An 18,568-nucleotide genomic window follows, 5' to 3' on the forward strand; every position below is an offset into this window, starting at 1 on the left:
GAACGAACGGGCCTGAACGCGTCCTGAGGTGGTGGTTCATCTGGCATTCAGATCGGTTAAGGGGAATTCACTTGAAGATCCGCCGGCTGCGTCTAACTCTTTGGGACAACCAGACCATCATCCCGAGGAACCGGAGAGAGACCATGACCAAGCCGATCGAACTTTATTACTGGCCGACGCCGAACGGCTGGAAGATCTCCATCATGCTCGAAGAACTCGGCGTTCCCTACGAGGTCAAGTACGTCAATATCGGCAAGGGCGAGCAGTTCGAGCCGGAATTCCTCAAGATCGCGCCGAACAACCGGATGCCCGCGATCATCGATCCGGACGGCCCGGGCGGCGAACCGATCTCGATCTTCGAGTCCGGTGCCATCCTGCAATATCTCGGTCGAAAATACGGCAAGCTCTATCCGAGCGACGAGCGGGCCCGCGTCGAAGTCGACCAGTGGCTGTTCTGGCAGATGGGCGGGCTCGGTCCGATGGCCGGCCAGGCCCATCATTTCCGCCAGTATGCGCCGGAGAAGATCGAATACGGCATCAATCGCTACACCAACGAGGTGAACCGGCTTTATGGCGTGATGAACCGGCGCCTTGCCGATCGCGACTACCTGGCGGGGGACTACTCGATCGCCGACATCGCTTGTGTCGGCTGGATCGTGCCGCACAAGAACCAGGGCCAGGACCTCGACGACTTCCCGAACCTCAAGGCTTGGTTCGAGCGTGTCATGGCGCGCCCCGCGGTCGAGCGCGGCATTGCGGTTGGTCAGGAGAAGCGCCAGAACATAGCCCAGGACGACGAGGCCAAGAAGGTTCTGTTCGGCCAGAAGGCGCGCTGAATCAATTGTCCTTAGAAAGAAAGGCCCGGCAAAAGCTTGCCGGGCCTTTCCTCATTCTTGGCGATTGCGATGTCTCAGAGACGCGACCAGGTCTGGGTCTTGCAGAAGACCGACATGACGCAGCCCTGCATCTTCAGTGAATTGCCGGATACCTTGCCGGAGCCGGAATAGGTCTTGTCCGCATCCGGATCGGTGATGGTACCCTTGTAGGCGCCGCCGGCGCCGGCCATCTTGCCGATCTGCTTGCCGGCATGCTTGCCGCTCTTCAGCGTCACGCAGAAGCTGCCGCCGCAAGGCGCGATCTGCGCGGTGGCGCCGCTTGCCGTCTTCCAGTTGCCTTCGATCGGTTCGGCAGCCTGAACCGCGGCGGTCGAAAATGCCAGGGCCGCAACCGCGGCGACGATAATCATGCGCATTGTGTAACTCTCCTCCCGAAATGAGCCCAATGCTGACCGACCGGCGCTCCAATGCCGGCATGTCGATACCATCCAGATGGCCGTCCATGGGTCAGCCAGCGAAAATTATCTTACGCAAACGTAAAGGTAAATAGCCGTCGCGGGCTTTTGCGCGGCTTGGGAAAGACCGTTTTCGCCTCTCAGATCGTGCTGGAGCAAAAGCCCAGTCGTTCTTGTGGTTATCGTTCCGTTTAAATCCATGTCTGAAACTTTCGTAAATTTTGAACCGAAAGCCTTTGAATGCAGGAGCGGCGATGCTTAACGAAAAGCCAAGTTTACAAAGCATTTGTACTTTGTTTTCAGCAAATTAATCATGGATTTTAAGCGCCCGTTGAAAGCCTTTTGGCATAGTGAAGTCATCAAACGAGCAGGGAAAACCCGCCGATCCGGAAGGCCCCATAAGACGCCGCGACAGGCGGCCAGGGGTTCCAAAGGAAGGCCTCTCAAGGGCCAAAACAGGGACAGTTTAAACCGTTAGGCTAGACAGGGACAAAACCGATGGCACGCTTTGAAATGCACAATTCCGAAATGGCCACCATGGGTGGCGAAACCCGCGCCGATGTCTTCTGCGACATGGGACTGATGTATGCAACCGGCCGCGGCTGCTCCATCGATCTCGTCTCGGCGCACAAGTGGCTGAACATCGCCGCCATCAAGGGCTGCGAGCGCGCCGCGGAACTCCGCGCCGATCTGGCCCAGACGATGAGCAAGGGCGAACTCGCCGAGGCGCTGCGCGCCGCCCGTGAATGGATGACGATGCACTGATCGTCACCGCCAATTCCCCGGTATGATACCGGGTTCGACAGACAAGAAAAACCCTGGGAGAGGGGAGCGTGGCGGGGGACCTTTGGACGGGGCCTTAAGCCAACACATGAGAACCGCGACCGGCAGGAACAAGGCCGGCGCGGTACTTTTTATTTGACCCGAGGACCGGCCGATCAGAGCGACTTCAGCACCTTGGGCAGGGCGTCCTCGAACAGGTCCATGTCGGCCGGCAGTCCGGTCGACACGCGGATGCAGCGATTGAGCGGGGCAACGCCCGGCATGCGGATGAACACGCCATGCTGCATCAGTCCGTCGACGATGGCGCGGGCATGGGTGCCGTCGCGACCGCAGTCGATGGCGACGAAATTGGTGGCTGAGGCGAGCGGAACAAGCCCGTTGGCCGTGGCGATCGCGGCGATCCGCTCGCGTGCCGAGACGATGCGGGCAACCACGTCCTTCAGATAGGCCTGGTCGGCAAGGGCGGCGAGCGCGGCCTCGGTCGACAGGCGCGGCATGCCAAAATGGTTGCGGATCTTGTCGAAGGCAAGAACCGTCTCCGGCGTGCCGAAGGCATAGCCGACGCGCGCGCCGGCCAGCCCATAGGCCTTGGAGAAGGTGCGCATGCGCAGCACGTTCGGCAGGTCGATCAGCGCATCGGCCAGCGGCGCCGAGCCAGCGGGCGCGGTCTCGCAATAGGCTTCGTCGAGAATGAGCAGCGTCGTCTCGGGCAGCGCCCGGGCAAATGAGACGATGCTGTCGGCATCCCACCAGCTGCCCATCGGATTGTCCGGATTGGCGAAATAGACGAGCGGCGCGTTTTCCCGCTTCACCGCCGCCAGCAGGCCGTCGAGGTCTTCGCGATCGTTGACATAAGGGGCGGTAACGAGCCGTCCGCCAAAGCCGTTGACGTGGAAGTTGAAGGTCGGGTAGCCGCCGAACGAGGTGACGACGGGCATGCCGGGTTCGATGATCAGCCGGACGATTAGGCCGAGCAGGTCATCGACGCCTTCGCCGACGACGAAATTGGCCGGAGCAAGCCCGAGATGAGTGGCGAGCGCCGTCTTCAGCGCGAAGTTCTCCGGATCATTGTATTTCCAGATCTCGCCTGCCTTCTCTCGGATCGCCGCGAGCACGGACGGGGCAGGGCCGAAGCCGCTTTCATTGGCGCCGATGCGGGCTTTGACCGGTAGGCCGCGCTGCCGTTCAATGGCCTCTGGCCCGACAAAGGGCACGGTTGCGGGAAGGGCGCTGATCAAGGGGGTGAAGCGCGAGAAGCCGGACATGCTGTTCTTGAGAATCCTGGAAAATTGAAATCCGGTCCACAATAGGTCCAATTGCGCCCCGCGCAAGAGCAGGCCTTGCCGGAAGTGCCGCGTCCGCGGGTATATCTCTCCCTGTGAAGGGGCGCGCCTAGCGATAGGCCGGAGCGGGTTGCCTGACCCTCTCGCCCATGATGAAATCGGCGCGCACGATGGAGTGCAGCACGTGTTCCGGAATGGGGCAGATGAACTTCACCCCCACACGGCTGCCGTTGCGATAGACCTCGGCGCAACCGATCCGGTCGGCGAGCCCGATCACCTGGATATAGTAGTGGGATGACAGCCCGATCGTCGTGGTTATCTCGAGGGCAGCGCCGCCCTGGGAGATGTCCACCACTTCGCCGCTGCGCATGGTGATGCCGCTCAAGCCCGGGCTGACGGCCATGATGCGGGCCGGCCGGCGCACATAGAACCGCTCCCACTTGCGCTCGTACATTTCCGAGCTCACTGCCGCCAGATGTGTTCCATCCTGCATGGCATTCCCCTTTTTGCGCCCTGCGGCGGTTTCTTGAAGGGGAGGCTGCATCAAAAGCATTGTGGTGCGGTCAACGAGAACACTAAGGTTTTATGAATTCCCATGTTTTCCAACGGAAATCGGATTTCGAGCCTCAGGGGGCCACCTGCACGCCTTGGCCTCAGCTCCGGTGCTCCTGTTGATCCTGATCAATTTTGGCGGATCCGCGTTCATCTAGGGTGATGTGAAGGGATGGAGGAGATGTCGCGAATGCGTAAGCCGCTCTCGGGCTTGGCCCTTGCTCTCGTTTGCCTGCTCGCAGGCGCGGCTTGCGGACCGATCGCGCTTGCGGCTTCGGGCGCCATACGCAACGTGACGACGGGAGAGAGTTTTGACGGCCTGCAGGATGCCCTGTCCAGCGCCCGCGACGGCGACGCGATCGAGGTTTCCGGCGGGCCCTACATGGGCAACTTCCTGATCGAACGGCGTGTGATTCTGCGCGGACGGCAGCAGGGCGCGGAGCGTCCGGTTCTCGATGGCGGCGGCCAAGGGACGGTGCTGACGATCCGCTCCGAAGGCGTGACGGTCGAAGACCTGGAGATCCGCAATTCCGGGAAGGTCGACGATCCCTTTTTCTTCTGGGGCGATGCCGGAATAACCCTTGCTGCGGATGGCGCCCGGCTCGCCAACCTGCATCTTTCCGCCAATGACTGGGGTATCGTGATGCTCGGCGGAAGGGGCTCGACGATCGAGACTTCTCTCATAGGAGATAATCGTCGTGACGGCATCGCCATCTTCGGCGGCCGTGAACATCGAATCCTCGGCAACACGATCCTGCGCAACGAAACCGGTATCTCCATCGATGTTCTGCACGGGGATCGCCGCTCGCCCTTCGCCACGCTCGGCGATCCGGCCTCGGTCGCCCGGATTGCCGAGGACAATGCCAAGGCGCAGCGTAGCGAGGACATCCTCGTTTCCCGCAACGAGGTGCGCGGCAATGGCAGTTTCGGCATCACCGCCACCTGGCACAGCCGCCGTCTGACCATTGAGGACAATGTCGTCCACGCGACCGGGATCGAGCGAAAGCACGACGCCGCGCAGATGGAACTGATGGAGAAGGCCGTCGCCGCCAGCCTCGGCCTGTCCGGCGTCGGCGTGATCGACCGGGAGGCTATCGGCAGCGGCATCTATGTCCTGTGCAGCGTCGAGGATAGTCTCGTCATCCGTAACCGGTCCTTCGAAAACCTGGGCGCCGGCATCTTCGTCAGCGGCTCCGACCGCAACGAGATCCGCGCCAATCCGGTGACGGGAAATCAGACCGGCATCTTTCTCGTCAGTTCCAATGCCAATCGCATCCATCGCAACACGGTGGCGGACAACAAGGCGCACGGCATCCGCATCGGCGGCAGCAATCCGCTTGCCACCCCTTCATCCGACAATATGCTGACGCTGAACGACATGGCGGGGAACGGCGCCAACGCCTTCGACTCCTCCGGCCGCCGGCTGACGGTCGACGACCTTGTCGGGGTGATCGACAGCCTGCCTTATCCTGAACCGGTCAAGCAGCAGTTGCGCGCCAACCGGTCGGTGCGCGAGGCGATGCTGGGCGCCATGCTGCAAAGCCTCGTACCGGCTGTCACTCAATGGGACGACGGTGTCCATGGCAATCGCTATGACGATTTCGACGACACGGCGGAGGGCTTTGTCGACGCAAGCGGCGATGGCGTTTCCGAGACCGGGCGCGCCATTGACGGCGGCGCCGCAGTCGACCACCATCCGCTCGATGCACCCACGGTGGCAAGGCTTTCCGCCGCGCCATGACTGCGACCTCAAGGCAAGTGGTGCGCCTTGAACGGGCGGTCAGAGGGGCCTAGTATTAAAATAGAGGCGGAACCGCCTCGGCAAAAAAGGGAGAAAGTCATGAGCCGTTTCGATATTGGCCACAAATCCTGGGTGATCGTTTGCGACGGTGCCAAGGCACTCTTCCTGCGCAACGATGGCGATGCCGGCCTGGTCAACCTGACGGTCGTCGACCACCAGTCCCAGCCGGACGAGGCCACCCGCGATCTGGGCTCCGATCGGCCTGGCCGGGTGCACCAGTCGCAGGGCGCCGGCCGCAGCGCCATGGAGGATACCGACTGGCACGAGCAGGCCGAGGCGGACTTCCTGAAAGATGTCGCCGGGAAGATCGAGAAACTCGTGCAATCGCATGAAATCAAGGCGATGATCCTGGTCGCGCCACCAAAGGCGCTCGGCATCCTGCGGCCGGAACTCGCTTCTCTGCCGGAAGGCGTTCTTCGCGCCGAGGTCGACAAGGATCTTGTGAAAATGACGGTTCCCGAGATCGAGAAGCATTTGGCCGCGCTGAGATAGTCCGCCCTGCGGCCACACGAACGGACAAGAGGCCTTGGGCGGGAACGCGCAAGGCCTCTTGTCGCTGAATTCGTCAGTGTTCGGCAGGTTTCAGAGTTCGAAGGACAAGCGCACGACGTGGTGCAGGAATTCGGCATCGATCAGCATGTTGAAGCCGACGGTGACCTTCTCTTCCTCGCGGCGGATCAGCGTGCAGCCGATCTCGTCGTGGATGCCGAGGATTTCCAGGAAGAAATTGCTCGGGACGGGCACCTGCGGGCTGACTTCGAGTTCGGCACCGTAGAGCGAGATGGAATGGATCAGGCAGCGCAGGTTGTTCTTGGTGCTGAGATGACGGCCGACGAAAATAATCTTGCCGGGGCGATCGATCGTGAACTTCTCGTAGACCTTGTCCGGCGGAACGGTCTGTTTGGCGTCCGGTATGACCTGCAGCGGCATGACAACCTCCCCAAGATTCTTTTTAGGGTCTCATTTTAGCGCAACTTCCCTGACGCTTTCTGAACGACATAGGTAAAAGACGAAGGGAGTGCGCGCTTCGCCGCAGCGGCCAGGGGCAGGACTGCGTGCCAATGCTGGCTCGCTCCGCCGACTTGACAGGCGCCCTCCCGCTTTCCATATGTGATCCCGGTTCGAGGCGCCGGCCGCCCGCGGGTGATATGCCCTTGGTGAAGTCCTCATGAGACATGGAATGAACCCTTTTTGCGTGCATGCGCGATGGGGGCAATGCGGGCTCCCTTCGATCTTTTCGCATGCCATGAGAAAAGAGGTTTGCCATGTCCATGGCCACACTGACGATTGACGAACTGAAATCCCAGGCCCGGCGCCTGCGCGACGCCATGTCCGGCGGCGGCACGCCCGTCACCCATAGCGCGGCACTCGAGCTGGTGGCGAAGAGCCACGGCGCGCGCGACTGGAACACCATCTCGGCGCTCGCCGCCCGCAGCGACAATGCCGAGCCGGCCCCCGTTGCCGTCGGCGCGGTCGTTTCCGGCGAATATCTCGGCCAGCGCTTTCGCGGCAAGGTGCTTTCCCTGTCGCGGCTGTCGCAGAGCAGCTATTACGCGATCACGCTGCATTTCGACGATCCGGTCGATGTCGTCACCTTCGACAGCTTCTCGGCCTTTCGCCAGCGCGTCACCGCGACGATCGACGGAAAGGGCGTTTCGCCCCGTCATACCTCCAACGGTCGGCCGCATCTCGTGCTCGACCTTTGACCCGCCACCCGGCCCGGCCGGCACGCTCGATGTGCCGGCCGGGCCGTTCTCTGTCCGGGCGGCGGCGGGGCCTTCTGCAGATCGGTCGTCCAGCTTGACGGGTCGGTATCGGCGCGTTACCCCTTGGCCTTCCTTCTCGCGCGGCCCAAAGCGGCGATCGGCGCGACCTTCCAGAACCGGCATCGGGAGCTTCACGTGACAGGCAGACTGGTCATCATCGGGGCAGGGCAGGCGGCCTTTGCACTGGCGGCAAAACTGCGCAGCCTGAAGGACACTCGGCCGATCACCATCCTCGGCGCGGAAGACTGCCTTCCCTACCAGCGCCCGCCGCTGTCGAAGAAATACCTGCTGGGCGAGATGAGTTTCGATCGCCTGCTGTTCCGCCCCGAGGCCTGGTACGGCGAGAACAATGTGGAGATTCGCCTGTCGACCCCTGTCGAGGACATCGACCGGGCAGAGAAGACCGTGCGCCTGTTCGACGGCTCGACCATATCTTATGACACGCTGGCGATCGCCACCGGCGCGACGCCGCGACGGCTGCCGGAGACGATCGGCGGCAATCTTCAGGGCGTCTACACCGTGCGCGACAAGGCCGATGCCGATCGCCTGGCCGTCGAGATGAAGCCGGGCCGGCGTCTGCTGATCGTCGGCGGAGGCTATATCGGCCTCGAGGCCGCGGCCGTCGCCCGCCATCTCGGGCTGGACGTCACCGTGATCGAGATGGCCGACCGCATTCTGGCCCGGGTCGCGGCGAAGGAGACCGCCGACGCCATGCGCGCCATCCACGTCGGCCACGGCGTCGTCATCCGCGAAAAGACCGGGCTTGGCCGGCTGATCGGCGAAAACGGCCGGGTCGTCGCGGCCGAACTGTCGGATGGCTCCCGCGTCGAGGCCGACATCGTGATCGCCGGCATCGGCGTCAATGCCAATGACGGGCTGGCCGCACGCGCAGGCATCGAGACCGCCGACGGCATCGTCGTCGACGCCTTCGGCATCACCTCCGATCCCTCCGTCTATGCCATGGGCGACTGCGCCGTGTTCGACTGGAAGGGCCAGAAGATCCGCCTCGAATCGGTGCAGAACGCCGTCGACCAGGCGGAAGCCGCCGCCGCCGCCATGGCCGGCGGCGTCGAGCCCTATCGGCCAAAGCCGTGGTTCTGGTCCGACCAGTACGACGTCAAGCTGCAGATCGCCGGCTTCAACCTCGGCTATGACGAGACGGTGGTGCGCCCCGGCGGGCGCGAGGGCAGCCTGTCGATCTGGTACTTCGCCAAGGGCGAATTCATCGCCGTCGATGCCATCAACGATGCCAAGGCCTATGTGACCGGCAAGAAGCTGCTGGAGATCGGCCGCACCCCCGACCGCGCGCTGATCGCCGATCCCAGCAGCGAGCTGAAGCTCTTGCTGGCTTAGCGAATCATCGCTCGGGCCGCGACGGTGCTCTTGGATGAGCTGGGTGGCAGATCAACTTTGAACACGGCAACCTTGCCGCTCAACCGGTCGGCTTCCATGCGGATCGCATGGCTTGCGGCATTGCTCTCCTCGACCATCACGGCATTCTGCTGGGTGAACTGGTCCATCTGGTTGACGGCGCCGTTGACCTCCTCCAGGCCGTTGGCCTGTTCGACGGCCGAGCTGGCGATCTCGGAAATGAGCCGGGCGATCTCGCCGACCTGGCCGACCACCTTGCTCAAGGCCTCGCCCGTCTGGTTGACGAGGCTCGCGCCCAGGGCCACCTGCTCGTTCGAGCCGGAGATCAGCTGGCGGATTTCCCGGGCGGCGTCGGCGGCACGCTGGGCCAGCGCCCGCACCTCCTGCGCAACGACGGCAAATCCGCGCCCCGATTCGCCCGCCCGCGCCGCCTCCACCCCGGCATTGAGGGCGAGCAGATTGGTCTGGAAGGCGATCTCGTCGATCACGCCGATGATCTGTTCCATCTGGCGGGCCGAAGCCTCGATGCGCTCCATGGCGCTAACCGCCTGGCTCATGGTCCGGCCGCTGCGCTCCACATCGGCATGGGTGTTTTCGACCGCTTCCCGGGCCTTGCTGGCGCCGGCCGAGGTGGCCTGCACCGTCGCGGTGATCTCGTTGAGCGCGGCGGCCGTTTCCTCGAGGCTTGCCGCCTGCTGTTCGGTGCGATGGGCGAGCTGGTCGGCGGTGCTACTGATGCCGTTCGATCCTTCGCGCAGGCTGTCGACGCCGCTCGAAATCTCGGCGATAGCGTCATGCAGCCGATGGAGGGCGCTATTGTAGTTCAGCCGCAGTGATTCGTAGTCGGGCGGGAAGGGGGCTGCGATCGGCCGGGTCAGGTCGCCCTGCGCCAGATGCTCGAGCGCGGCCGAGAGATCCCCCACCACCCGGCGCTGCTCGGCGGCTTGCGCCTGGCGGCGCGCCTCGTGCTGTCGCCTGAGGTCTTCGGCCTCCTGGCGCTGGACGATTGCCGCCCGCGCCATCTCCTCCTGCGTCCTGGCGGAGCGGTCGAGCGCGGAAAGCGCGCGGGCGATTGCCGCCGCCGGGTCGCCGACGCCCGTGTCACCCGCGCCTTCGCCGTGACGGGCGGCGAATTCCGCCTTGCGCAACCCGACATAGAGAATGCCGACCACGCGGCCGTCACTGAGTACCGGCTCATAGATAGTGTAATAGGCCTCGCCGAGAATTTCGGCCTCGCCGCGGAACGCCTTGCCCTGGTGCAAGACCGTGTCGATCACGCTCTCGGCGGTCAGGCGTGTGCCGGTCGCCCGGCTACCGTCCGGCTTGGTCACATTGGTGGCGATTCGCAGGTCGCCGAGGAAAATGGTGGCCGTTCCCCCGGCTTTGTCTCGGACCGCATCGACGATGGCGGTATCGTCATTGATTCGCGTATCACCATAATAGAGCGCGCCGTCGCGCACCTGGGGTTCGCCGCGCAGGCGAAGCTCCGCTTCGAGGATTTGCAGGTTGTTGTCCAGGCTTTGCTGGGCCAGCGCCAACATCTCCATGTTCGTGGCACGGGATGCGGTTTCGGTGAGGGTCTTCGCCATTCCGTCAAGCGATGTCCCACCCGCGCCGGCCAGCCGCCGGCTCGTCGGCACCAGCGCCGCCGCGGTGAGCAGGATGGCGGCGATCGCGCCCGCCCGCCCGGCAAAGGCGGTCATTCCCAGCCGGGCGCCAAGCGCTGGAACCAGGGTCCAGAGGACGATACCGAGACATGTCGCTCCGGCCAGCAGCAGCGTCGATGCGATCGCCGAAAGGCTGATCGCGCCCCGGCCCTTCAAGATCCTCATGCCACCCCCCGTGGCAAACCGGTGCGGCGACCGTCCCTCCCGGACGTTCATCGCTGCCGCTCGATTCGCGTCACCCATGATTATTCGCAAAGGAAGACGCTGGCCTACCGATCCTTTCGTCGCGGTTTGGCGACCTGTTTGGCCTGTCCGACGCTGATCAGCAAGGGCTGCAACCGGGCAAAGGGGGGGCGGGAGACACTCGCGGGAGGCGGGGAGTCAAATGGCGGAAGACTTGACCGTCGACAGGACCGCGCCGGCGAATTCGGTCAGGTCCCCTCGGTCGATCATATGTGAACGAGGTGAACGGAGCGACTGTGCAGGCGCTCGGCTGATCATCCTCCGCACAATCCCAGATCGGATACGTTCCTCGCTCCAGGCGTGGCGCCTTGGCCAGCGCAGGACCAAACTCATAAACGGAAAAAGCCCGGTCTTGCGACCGGGCTTTCCCTATAAGATCCTGGGATCTTATTAGAACGAGCGCTGCAGGCGAACGAAACCGCTCCAGACGCCATCGGCAGCTGCATCTTCGTCGAAGTAGTTGGCAGTCGTCTTGAATGCCAGACCTTCGGCAACCTGGTAGTCGAGCGTTACGCCAGCCTTCCAAGCGTCGTTGCCGTCGACGAAACCGTAATCCCAGAAGTACTGGGCAGCCGGGGTCAGCTTGAGCTTGTCGGTCAGCTTGGCTGCATATTCGGCAGCAACCGTCCATTCGGCAACGTCATAGTACTGGTTGACGCCGGTCGAGTAGACGCCGGCAACACCGAGCGTGCCCGGGCCGAGGTCAGCGGTGACGATCAGGCGAACAGCGCCTTCTTCGCGAGCGAAGTCGTAAGCGCCGAGCAGGGCGGCATTGGCAACGCCAAAGGTGCCAGCGATCTGGGCTTCAACACCAACGCCGTCATTTTCGCCCGGAGCCGTTGCCCGCAGTTCGTCGATGAATACGCCGGCGGTGAAGGCGTCGGACGAGTACTCGTAACCAACTGCGTTCAGGCGGTTCGAACCGAGCACGTCGGTTTCACCCGACAGATCGTTGTCCCAGTAGTTGTACATGTAACCGACCTTGAAGCCGCCAGCGGTGATGTAGGCTTCTTCGAGGTAGGCAGCCTCATTCGTGTAGTCTTCGTTGCCTTCGGCCAGGATCGAGATGTAGGAGCCGATCGTGCCGATTTCCGAGTCGTTCATGGCGCTGACGCGCAGTGCGCCGCGGGTCCACATGTTGACGGCGAATTCCTCAGGAACGCGACCGTCTACATGCGACCAGTCGATCTGCGCACGAACGTAACCGCCGATCTTGAGGCAGGTTTCGGTGCCCGGGATGTAGAAATAGCCAGTGCCGAAAGCGTCGCAAACGCGAACGTATTCCATCGGCTCGGGTTCAGCGGCGACGATAGCGTCGGCAGCCTGCGCGCCAGATACTACAGCGAGAGCTGCAGCGGAGCCGATAAGGAGGCTCTTGATGTTCATAATGATCTCCGGTCAAGTTCGGATGGGTCAAGGCGAAACGCTGGGAGACCGCTCCTGAAACCCATTCTCTGGTTTAAGGAAGACGGACGATCCACCGCCTCGCTTCCTGTAAACAGAATACGCAAATGCGGCTGTCATGTAAGCGTCAAAAACATGCAAGGGGAAACAGTTCGTCTTATTTCCCTCAAGCTGTTGCCAAAATCGCGCACTCTTGAGGTGTCCGGTGGGCGGCATATGGGTGGACGCACACGATCCCGGCAGGCGTTCCGATGGTGGGGCAATTTTGATGATGGCGGAGAGTTTGATGATGGCGGAGAGGAAGGGATTCGAACCCTCGATACGCTTTTGACGTATACTCCCTTAGCAGGGGAGCGCCTTCGACCACTCGGCCACCTCTCCGGTGCGGCCTGATTATTTGCTTGATGGGGCGAATGCAAGGTCTTTTCGTCGTGGCCCGCATTTTACGGACGCTGTCTCACGCCCGTGTCTATATAAAAGGTCGGATGCGGTCGCCTTGCTCGATACCGTCTCCGGGATGGCCGGCGAGGAGAATGGTTAGTGATTCCGCGAAACCTCGATGAGGCGTCGATTCGAAGGTCTGGGTGCCTTTGTGATTCTGTCGAGACAGGCTCCCAACCGTGCGACGGCGCTATTCGGCGAGACTCGGTCCGCCCTGCATTCAGCTGCAGAGGGTGCTCTCTTGTTGTCCCGTTTCGGGATGTGAGTCGGTGAATGAGCCGCGACGATCTCTCGCTATCGCGTGCTAAGTGCCTTTTTCATAAGGGGTTTCTTAACAAGAGGTAAACGCGAAGCTGGTCTCGAGGTCGTGTTTGTGTCCTTTCGGCAACAGGGCGATGGGAAGGGCGATGGGTTGTGTGGCTTTTGACCGTTTGGCGATTGCATGACCGGCGGCGTTTTGTATTTTCGATTTCGGAAGCGAGGCGGTGGATCGTCCGTCTTCTGAAAACCGAAGGGGATGGGGCAGGGAATGCTGTCCTTCAGCCAAAGAACCCAGACCCATACGAAACTTGACTGGAGGTCAATATGAACATCAAGAGCCTTCTTCTCGGCTCCGCTGCAGCTCTCGTTGCAGTAACCGGCGCACAGGCTGCCGACGCTATCGTTGCAGCTGAGCCCGAGCCGATGGAATACGTTCGCGTTTGCGACGCTTTCGGCACCGGCTATTTCTACATCCCCGGCACCGAAACCTGCCTCAAGGTCGGCGGTTACGTTCGTGCACAGATCGACTGGTCGCACGTAGATGGCCGCGCTCCTGAGGAGTTCGCTTTCAACATGTTTACCCGCGGCGCACTGCGCGTCAGCGCCAAGAACGACTCGGAAATCGGCACGATCGGTTCCTACATCTCGATCCTGGCCAACGGTAACGAAGACTACACCAACGGCGTTGCCTATCTCGAAGAAGCCTTCATCACCGCTGGCGGCTTCAAGGTCGGTTACATGTACAACTACTGGGACCTCGGCCTGTCGGGTGAAACCGACGTGCTCGGTTCGAACCGTCTGAACGCTGTCGGTTACGAATATGCTTCCGACGCCTTCACCGCCGGTGTATTCATCGACGAACTGAACGCCACGGCTCCGGGCGAAAATGACGGCATCGGCATCGAAGGCATGGTTTCCGGCTCGTTCGGCGTTGCCAACGCTGCCCTGCTCGGTGGTTATGACTTCGCTCGCGAAGAAGGCGCCGTTCGCCTGATCGTCACCGCCGACATCGGCCCGGGCACCCTCGGCGTTGCTGGCGTGTACTCGACCGGCATCAATGAGTACTACAGCGCAGCTGAGTGGACGGTTGCTGCCGAATACGCAGCCAAGCTGACCGACAAGCTCAAGCTGACCCCGGCTGCCCAGTACTTCTGGGATTACGGTTTCGTCGACGGCAACGACGCTTGGAAGGCTGGCGTAACGCTCGACTACCAGGTTGCCGAAGGTCTGGCATTCAAGACGACTGCCAACTACTTCGACGAAGATGCAGCCGCCGATGGCGTCTGGACCGGTTACGTTCGCCTGCAGCGTTCGTTCTAATAGGATCTCCGGATCTTATAGGGAAAGCCCGGTCGCAAGACCGGGCTTTTTCCGTTTGGGCTGAGCCAAGGATGCGGCTCGCTCGGGCGCGCCGCGAATCGTGGCGGGGTAGGCTCTGTCGGGAAATTGAAACGTGTCGTCGGGCGCCGCGGTGCCCGGCTCAGGCCAGCGCGGCGGTGAAGAATTCGCCGATGCGCGCCGCCAGGCCATCCAGATGCAGGATCGGGGCGTGCCCCTGTCCCTTGGCCGTGACGCTGATCAGTCCCGGATGCCGCGATGCCATTTTGTCCAGCGTCTCGGGCGACAAAAGCTTTGACGTCTCGCCGCGGATCGCCATCAGTGGCGTGCGGCCAAACGCCTCGAAATTCGCCCATAGATCGGCAACCGGCTGGCTGAGGTCGGCGCTGGCCATCTGCGCGGCGATGGCCGGGTCGAAATCGGCAACGATCCGGCCGTCGATCTCGCGGTAGATCGCATCGGCCATGTCGCGCCAGTCTTCCGGTCGAAGTGCCGGAAAGGCGTCGCCGTGGATGGCGCGCAGCACGGCGGCGGCCTCGTCCATGTCGTTTGGCGCCTTCTGCTCACGCCCGAGATAGGCCTGTATCTGCTCCAGCCCCTGCCGTTCGATCACCGGGCCGATATCGTTGAGCACAACGGCGGCAAGGCGTTCGGGGTGGCTTGCGGTGAGAAGATGGAGAATCAGCCCGCCGCGCGAGGTGCCGATGAAGGCGGCGCGGTCGATGGCCAATGTGTCGAGGACGGTGATGACGTCGAGCGCCTCGACGGGAAGCGCATAGTGGCTCTTGTCGCTGTCGCGATCGGACAGTCCGCGACCGCGCGAATCAACGGTTATCACCCGCGACGGATTGGCGGATTGCGAGAGAATCACCGCAAGCTGGTGGAAATCACGGGAATTGCGGGTGAGGCCCGGCAGGCAGACCACCGGGGGGCTGGGCAGGTCTTCGCCATAGCTCCGGATGTGGAGCGAAAGACCGTCCGCAGTCCGAATGAAACGGGTCGCGAAATCCTCTTTGTCCCTGCCTGTCATCCCGCCCTCCGGTTCGGTGCCGCAAGACTGATCTAGCGCAGTTTTGCCGGCTGCCAAAGTCGGAGTTCAGTCAGGGACTGCAGACGTTACCGCCCAAAGCGCAGATCGGCGACGATATCCGACGTCTGGCCGAGCCTGCTCTTGTAGATCTGGTAGTTTTCCATGATCCGCTGGACGTAGTTTCGCGTCTCGGGGAAGGGGATGCGCTCGATCCAGTCGACCACCTCGTCGATCGGCTTGCCCCGGGGGTCGCCGTAGCGGGCGATCCATTCCGGAACGCGCTTCGGCCCGGCATTATAGGCGATGAAGGTCAGGATGTAGGACCCGTCGAAGGCGTCGATCTGTTCGCCGAGGTAATGGGCGCCAAGGGTGGCGTTATAACCCGCATCGCGGGTCAGCTTTTCCGGCGCAAAGGCAAGACCGTGGCGCTTGGCAACCGCCTTGGCCGTCCCCGGCATCAGTTGCAGAAGGCCCCGCGCATCGGCCGGCGAGACCGCCGCCGGATTGAATGCGCTTTCCTGCCGGGCAATCGCATAGGCCAACGCCTTGCCCGATCCCTCGATATTGGCCGAGGCCGGAATAACGCCGACCGGGAAGGCCAGCGCCGGCACGTTGATGCCGCGTGCATAGGCGATCTTGCCGATCTGCAGCGACAAATGGTGATCGCCGGATCGTTCGGCCTTCGCCGTCAGGAGCGCCAGCTCGCCCGGCCGGTCGAGTTGTTCGGCCAAGGCGCGGTAGAGGCTCTCGGCGCGCCAGGCGTGCCCGGCCGCCTCATAGCGGGCGATCGCCTGCACGGCCTCGCGTCGCGCAAAGCTCTGCTTGTCCTCGGCGCTCGGCATCGGATAGGGAATGTCGAGCCGGCTGTTTTTCAGTCGTGCGGCGGCGAGTTGACCGTAGAAGGTGCTGGCAAAGCGTGCCGCCCGGGTGAAATGTTCCTGCGCCTTGCCGTCCCCGGCGACCTCCGATGTGCGGCCGAGCCAATACCAGGCGCGCGACGCCGAAAGCGGCCTGTCGGACACCTGCAGGATCTTGGCGAAATGGCCGGCGGCCGCATTGGGGTCCTGCAGATGACGCAGGGCATACCATCCGGCATGGAATTCGGCGTCGACGACGTCGATGCGTTCGGTGGCCGAGTGCTTCGAGGTGATTTCGTAGGCCGCCTTGAACTTGCCCCGGTCGGCAAGCCCGCGCGCAACGATGCGCTGCTCGTTCCACCACTCGCCGGTATTGATCAGCTTCGCCGGATCGCGCGGCGCAGCAGCGATCAGCTTTGCCGCCTCCTCATATTTTTCCTGATGGCGCAGGTGTTCGATGCGCGCAAACAGATAGCCCGGATCGGCACGCCAGCGCGGATCGACGGCCGCAAGCAGCGCCGTCGCCTTGGACGATCTGGTCAGCACCGCGACCCAGGCATTGTAGAGAGATTGCGCCTCGCCGAGCGAAGAGAAGCGTTTCGCCTGCGCCGTGCGCCCGCGATAAAGCAGGTAGTCCATGCGGGCCTTGTGGTCGGCCACGGTCAACAGGTCGGAAAACGCCTTCAGGATGCGGTCTTCCATGGCCGTGTCGAGCAGGTCTTCGCGCCACGGCTTTTGGACGACCTCGGCCGCCTTTGCCTTCTGCCCGGTGGCGAGCAGCGCGCGGGCGAGCACGATCGCTCCCTCCGCGGTCTCTGGTGCGGTCGCACCGAAGGCGGCGATCACCTCTTCGGCCGGGGGATCTTCGCGGTAGAGCGCCCGCTCGGAACCGGCGCGAAAGGCCTTGAGGCCCGGCCAGCCCTGCAGTTCCCGCTGCGCCCTGGCGATTTCCGACGAGGCGACGCCGGGCAGGCCGGAGACGGCGATCGACCAGGTGAGCATGTGCCTATCCAGGCCGGCGGGCAGGCGGTCGCGAATGGCAAGCGCCTCCGCCGCCTTGCGGTCGGACAGGGCGTCGAGACCCGCCTTCAAGAGCGGGCTTGCCGAATTGATCCTGGCACCGCGCGGGATGGTGCCGGTGATTTCCAGTGAAGGCGGCGGGGCGACGGCGGCCTGGGGCATGGAGGGCTTGGGAGAGGGTACGGGCGCGGCGGCCGGATCAAGGGGCTCGCTGGCGAAGGCGAGCGCCGTGAGGCTGAAACCGACGACGGATGCGAGGAGAGTGGTCTTCCTCATCTCGATTGCCCGCTGAAAAATGCGCATGTCCTCCATTAGTCATTCGCAAGATTAACGAAATCCTAGCGGACAGGCAAAATATGATCTGTCAGGCGTGGGAAACCGAAACAAAAGCCCCGCCGCTCGGCTTGTCGCGCCCGTGCCGGCCAAGTAATGTGCGCGCTTTGTAGCCAAGGAATGCGGCCGAAGCATGGATGTCGGCCTGAAGGAGTTTTACTGCATGTTCCAGGGATCCATTCCCGCACTCGTCACCCCTTTCACCGAAAGCGGCACCGTCGACGAGCAGTCCTTTGCCGCCCATGTGGATTGGCAGATCACCGAGGGGTCCAGCGGCCTGGTGCCGGTCGGCACCACCGGTGAATCGCCGACGCTTTCCCATGCCGAGCATAAACGGGTCGTAGAACTGTGCATCGAAGCGGCGAACAAGCGCGTGCCGGTCATCGCCGGCGCAGGCTCGAACAATACCCGCGAAGCCATCGAGCTTGCCCAGCATGCCGAAAAGGTCGGCGCCGATGCGCTGCTGGTCGTCACGCCCTATTACAACAAGCCGACGCAGAAAGGCCTCGTCGCCCATTTTGCCGCGATCGCCGACGCCGTCACGCTGCCGATCTTCATCTACAACATTCCCGGCCGCTCGGTCGTCGACATGAGCCCGGAGACCATGGGTGTGCTGGCCAAGGCCCACAAGAACATCGTCGGCGTCAAGGATGCGACCGGCAAGCTTGAGCGTGTCTCCGAGCAGCGGATCACCTGCGGCAACGACTTCATCCAGCTTTCGGGCGAGGATGCGACGGCGCTCGGCTTCAACGCCCATGGCGGCGTCGGCTGTATCTCGGTCACCGCCAATGTCGCGCCGAAGCTCTGTGCGGAGTTCCAGGCGGCGACGCTTTCCGGCGATTACAAGAAGGCGCTGGCCTACCAGGATCGCCTGATGCCGCTGCACAAGGCGATCTTCCTGGAGCCGGGTCTGTGCGGGGCGAAATATGCGCTGTCCAGGCTCGGCCGGATGAACCGCGCGGTGCGGCTGCCGCTTCTGCCGACGCTGGAAGCCTCGACCGAGGCTGCGATCGACGCGGCGCTGAAGCACGCCGGTCTTCTCGGCTGAGCGGGCAATTCCTTGAAGTGAACGGGCCGGGCGGTTTTCCGTCCGGCTTCTTTTTTTGCCCGAGGCGCTATATTACATA

The 18,568-nt window shown here is 62.9% G+C and carries 16 protein-coding genes and 1 tRNA gene; 8 read left to right on the forward strand and 9 right to left on the reverse strand.

Annotation, left to right across the window (positions count from 1 at the left end; translation table 11 throughout):
- The first annotated feature begins 143 nt into the window (after positions 1-143).
- Complete coding sequence (locus tag RHIZ70P_RS12340) at positions 144-836, forward strand: glutathione S-transferase family protein (RefSeq protein WP_115670618.1); 693 nt, start codon at positions 144-146, stop codon at positions 834-836.
- A gap of 74 nt (positions 837-910) precedes the next feature.
- Here the strand turns inward: RHIZ70P_RS12340 and RHIZ70P_RS12345 are convergent, their stop codons facing one another.
- A complete protein-coding gene (locus RHIZ70P_RS12345) occupies positions 911-1,252 on the reverse strand; it encodes a DUF2147 domain-containing protein (protein ID WP_115670619.1) in 342 nt (113 codons plus the stop codon).
- A 537-nt stretch (positions 1,253-1,789) separates the two neighbouring features.
- Here RHIZ70P_RS12345 and RHIZ70P_RS12350 point away from each other — a divergent pair.
- Positions 1,790-2,056, forward strand: coding sequence for a sel1 repeat family protein (locus tag RHIZ70P_RS12350; protein ID WP_115670620.1), 267 nt, complete (start codon positions 1,790-1,792; stop codon positions 2,054-2,056).
- A 173-nt stretch (positions 2,057-2,229) separates the two neighbouring features.
- Here the strand turns inward: RHIZ70P_RS12350 and RHIZ70P_RS12355 are convergent, their stop codons facing one another.
- Both RHIZ70P_RS12355 and RHIZ70P_RS12360 read right to left on the reverse strand, forming a co-directional pair.
- Positions 2,230-3,339: a pyridoxal phosphate-dependent aminotransferase gene (locus RHIZ70P_RS12355; RefSeq protein ID WP_115670621.1), complete on the reverse strand. Its 1,110-nt coding sequence runs from the start codon at positions 3,337-3,339 to the stop codon at positions 2,230-2,232.
- Positions 3,340-3,466: 127 nt separating this feature from the next.
- Positions 3,467-3,850: a PilZ domain-containing protein gene (locus tag RHIZ70P_RS12360; RefSeq protein WP_115670622.1), complete on the reverse strand. Its 384-nt coding sequence runs from the start codon at positions 3,848-3,850 to the stop codon at positions 3,467-3,469.
- Positions 3,851-4,099: 249 nt separating this feature from the next.
- Here RHIZ70P_RS12360 and RHIZ70P_RS12365 point away from each other — a divergent pair, with 249 nt between their 5' ends.
- Both RHIZ70P_RS12365 and RHIZ70P_RS12370 read left to right on the forward strand, forming a co-directional pair.
- Positions 4,100-5,650 carry a right-handed parallel beta-helix repeat-containing protein gene (locus RHIZ70P_RS12365; protein WP_181904009.1) on the forward strand — a complete coding sequence of 517 codons (1,551 nt, stop codon included), beginning with the start codon at positions 4,100-4,102 and terminating at the stop codon, positions 5,648-5,650.
- Between the two features lie 99 nt (positions 5,651-5,749).
- Positions 5,750-6,202, forward strand: coding sequence for a host attachment protein (locus RHIZ70P_RS12370; protein WP_115670624.1), 453 nt, complete (start codon positions 5,750-5,752; stop codon positions 6,200-6,202).
- Between the two features lie 90 nt (positions 6,203-6,292).
- On the opposite strand, the gene RHIZ70P_RS12375 is transcribed toward RHIZ70P_RS12370, so the two are convergent.
- Positions 6,293-6,640, reverse strand: coding sequence for a hypothetical protein (locus tag RHIZ70P_RS12375; protein WP_115670625.1), 348 nt, complete (start codon positions 6,638-6,640; stop codon positions 6,293-6,295).
- A 335-nt stretch (positions 6,641-6,975) separates the two neighbouring features.
- Here RHIZ70P_RS12375 and RHIZ70P_RS12380 point away from each other — a divergent pair, with 335 nt between their 5' ends.
- Both RHIZ70P_RS12380 and RHIZ70P_RS12385 read left to right on the forward strand, forming a co-directional pair.
- On the forward strand, positions 6,976-7,416 hold the full coding sequence (locus tag RHIZ70P_RS12380; protein WP_115670626.1) for a glyoxalase superfamily protein: 441 nt from the start codon (positions 6,976-6,978) through the stop codon (positions 7,414-7,416).
- A 195-nt stretch (positions 7,417-7,611) separates the two neighbouring features.
- Positions 7,612-8,829 (forward strand): NAD(P)/FAD-dependent oxidoreductase, encoded by a 1,218-nt coding sequence (locus tag RHIZ70P_RS12385; RefSeq protein ID WP_115670847.1) that lies wholly within the window; start codon positions 7,612-7,614, stop codon positions 8,827-8,829.
- Here the strand turns inward: RHIZ70P_RS12385 and RHIZ70P_RS12390 are convergent.
- From RHIZ70P_RS12390 to RHIZ70P_RS12400, 3 genes are all read right to left on the reverse strand, one after another.
- Positions 8,826-10,679 carry a methyl-accepting chemotaxis protein gene (locus RHIZ70P_RS12390; RefSeq protein WP_181904010.1) on the reverse strand — a complete coding sequence of 618 codons (1,854 nt, stop codon included), beginning with the start codon at positions 10,677-10,679 and terminating at the stop codon, positions 8,826-8,828. The genes RHIZ70P_RS12385 and RHIZ70P_RS12390 overlap by 4 nt on opposite strands.
- A 468-nt stretch (positions 10,680-11,147) precedes the next feature.
- Positions 11,148-12,143 carry a porin gene (locus RHIZ70P_RS12395; protein ID WP_115670628.1) on the reverse strand — a complete coding sequence of 332 codons (996 nt, stop codon included), beginning with the start codon at positions 12,141-12,143 and terminating at the stop codon, positions 11,148-11,150.
- A 308-nt stretch (positions 12,144-12,451) separates the two neighbouring features.
- Positions 12,452-12,542: transfer RNA gene (locus tag RHIZ70P_RS12400), tRNA-Ser, on the reverse strand.
- A gap of 645 nt (positions 12,543-13,187) precedes the next feature.
- On the opposite strand from RHIZ70P_RS12400, the gene RHIZ70P_RS12405 reads away from it, so the two are divergent.
- Complete coding sequence (locus RHIZ70P_RS12405; RefSeq protein ID WP_115670629.1) at positions 13,188-14,183, forward strand: porin; 996 nt, start codon at positions 13,188-13,190, stop codon at positions 14,181-14,183.
- A 160-nt stretch (positions 14,184-14,343) separates the two neighbouring features.
- On the opposite strand, the gene RHIZ70P_RS12410 is transcribed toward RHIZ70P_RS12405, so the two are convergent.
- Both RHIZ70P_RS12410 and RHIZ70P_RS12415 read right to left on the reverse strand, forming a co-directional pair.
- Positions 14,344-15,231 (reverse strand): alpha/beta fold hydrolase, encoded by an 888-nt coding sequence (locus RHIZ70P_RS12410; RefSeq protein ID WP_115670630.1) that lies wholly within the window; start codon positions 15,229-15,231, stop codon positions 14,344-14,346.
- 86 nt (positions 15,232-15,317) lie between these two features.
- Positions 15,318-17,384 carry a lytic transglycosylase domain-containing protein gene (locus RHIZ70P_RS12415; protein ID WP_115670848.1) on the reverse strand — a complete coding sequence of 689 codons (2,067 nt, stop codon included), beginning with the start codon at positions 17,382-17,384 and terminating at the stop codon, positions 15,318-15,320.
- Positions 17,385-17,604: 220 nt separating this feature from the next.
- On the opposite strand from RHIZ70P_RS12415, the gene dapA reads away from it, so the two are divergent.
- The gene (dapA, locus tag RHIZ70P_RS12420) at positions 17,605-18,489 is read left to right on the forward strand and encodes a 4-hydroxy-tetrahydrodipicolinate synthase (protein WP_115670849.1); all 885 of its coding nucleotides are present in this window, start codon (positions 17,605-17,607) and stop codon (positions 18,487-18,489) included.
- The last annotated feature ends 79 nt before the right edge of the window (positions 18,490-18,568 follow it).

The organism is Paenirhizobium selenitireducens ATCC BAA-1503 (assembly GCF_900492185.1).
In the GTDB taxonomy this organism is placed as follows: Bacteria; Pseudomonadota; Alphaproteobacteria; order Rhizobiales; family Rhizobiaceae; genus Allorhizobium; species Allorhizobium selenitireducens_A.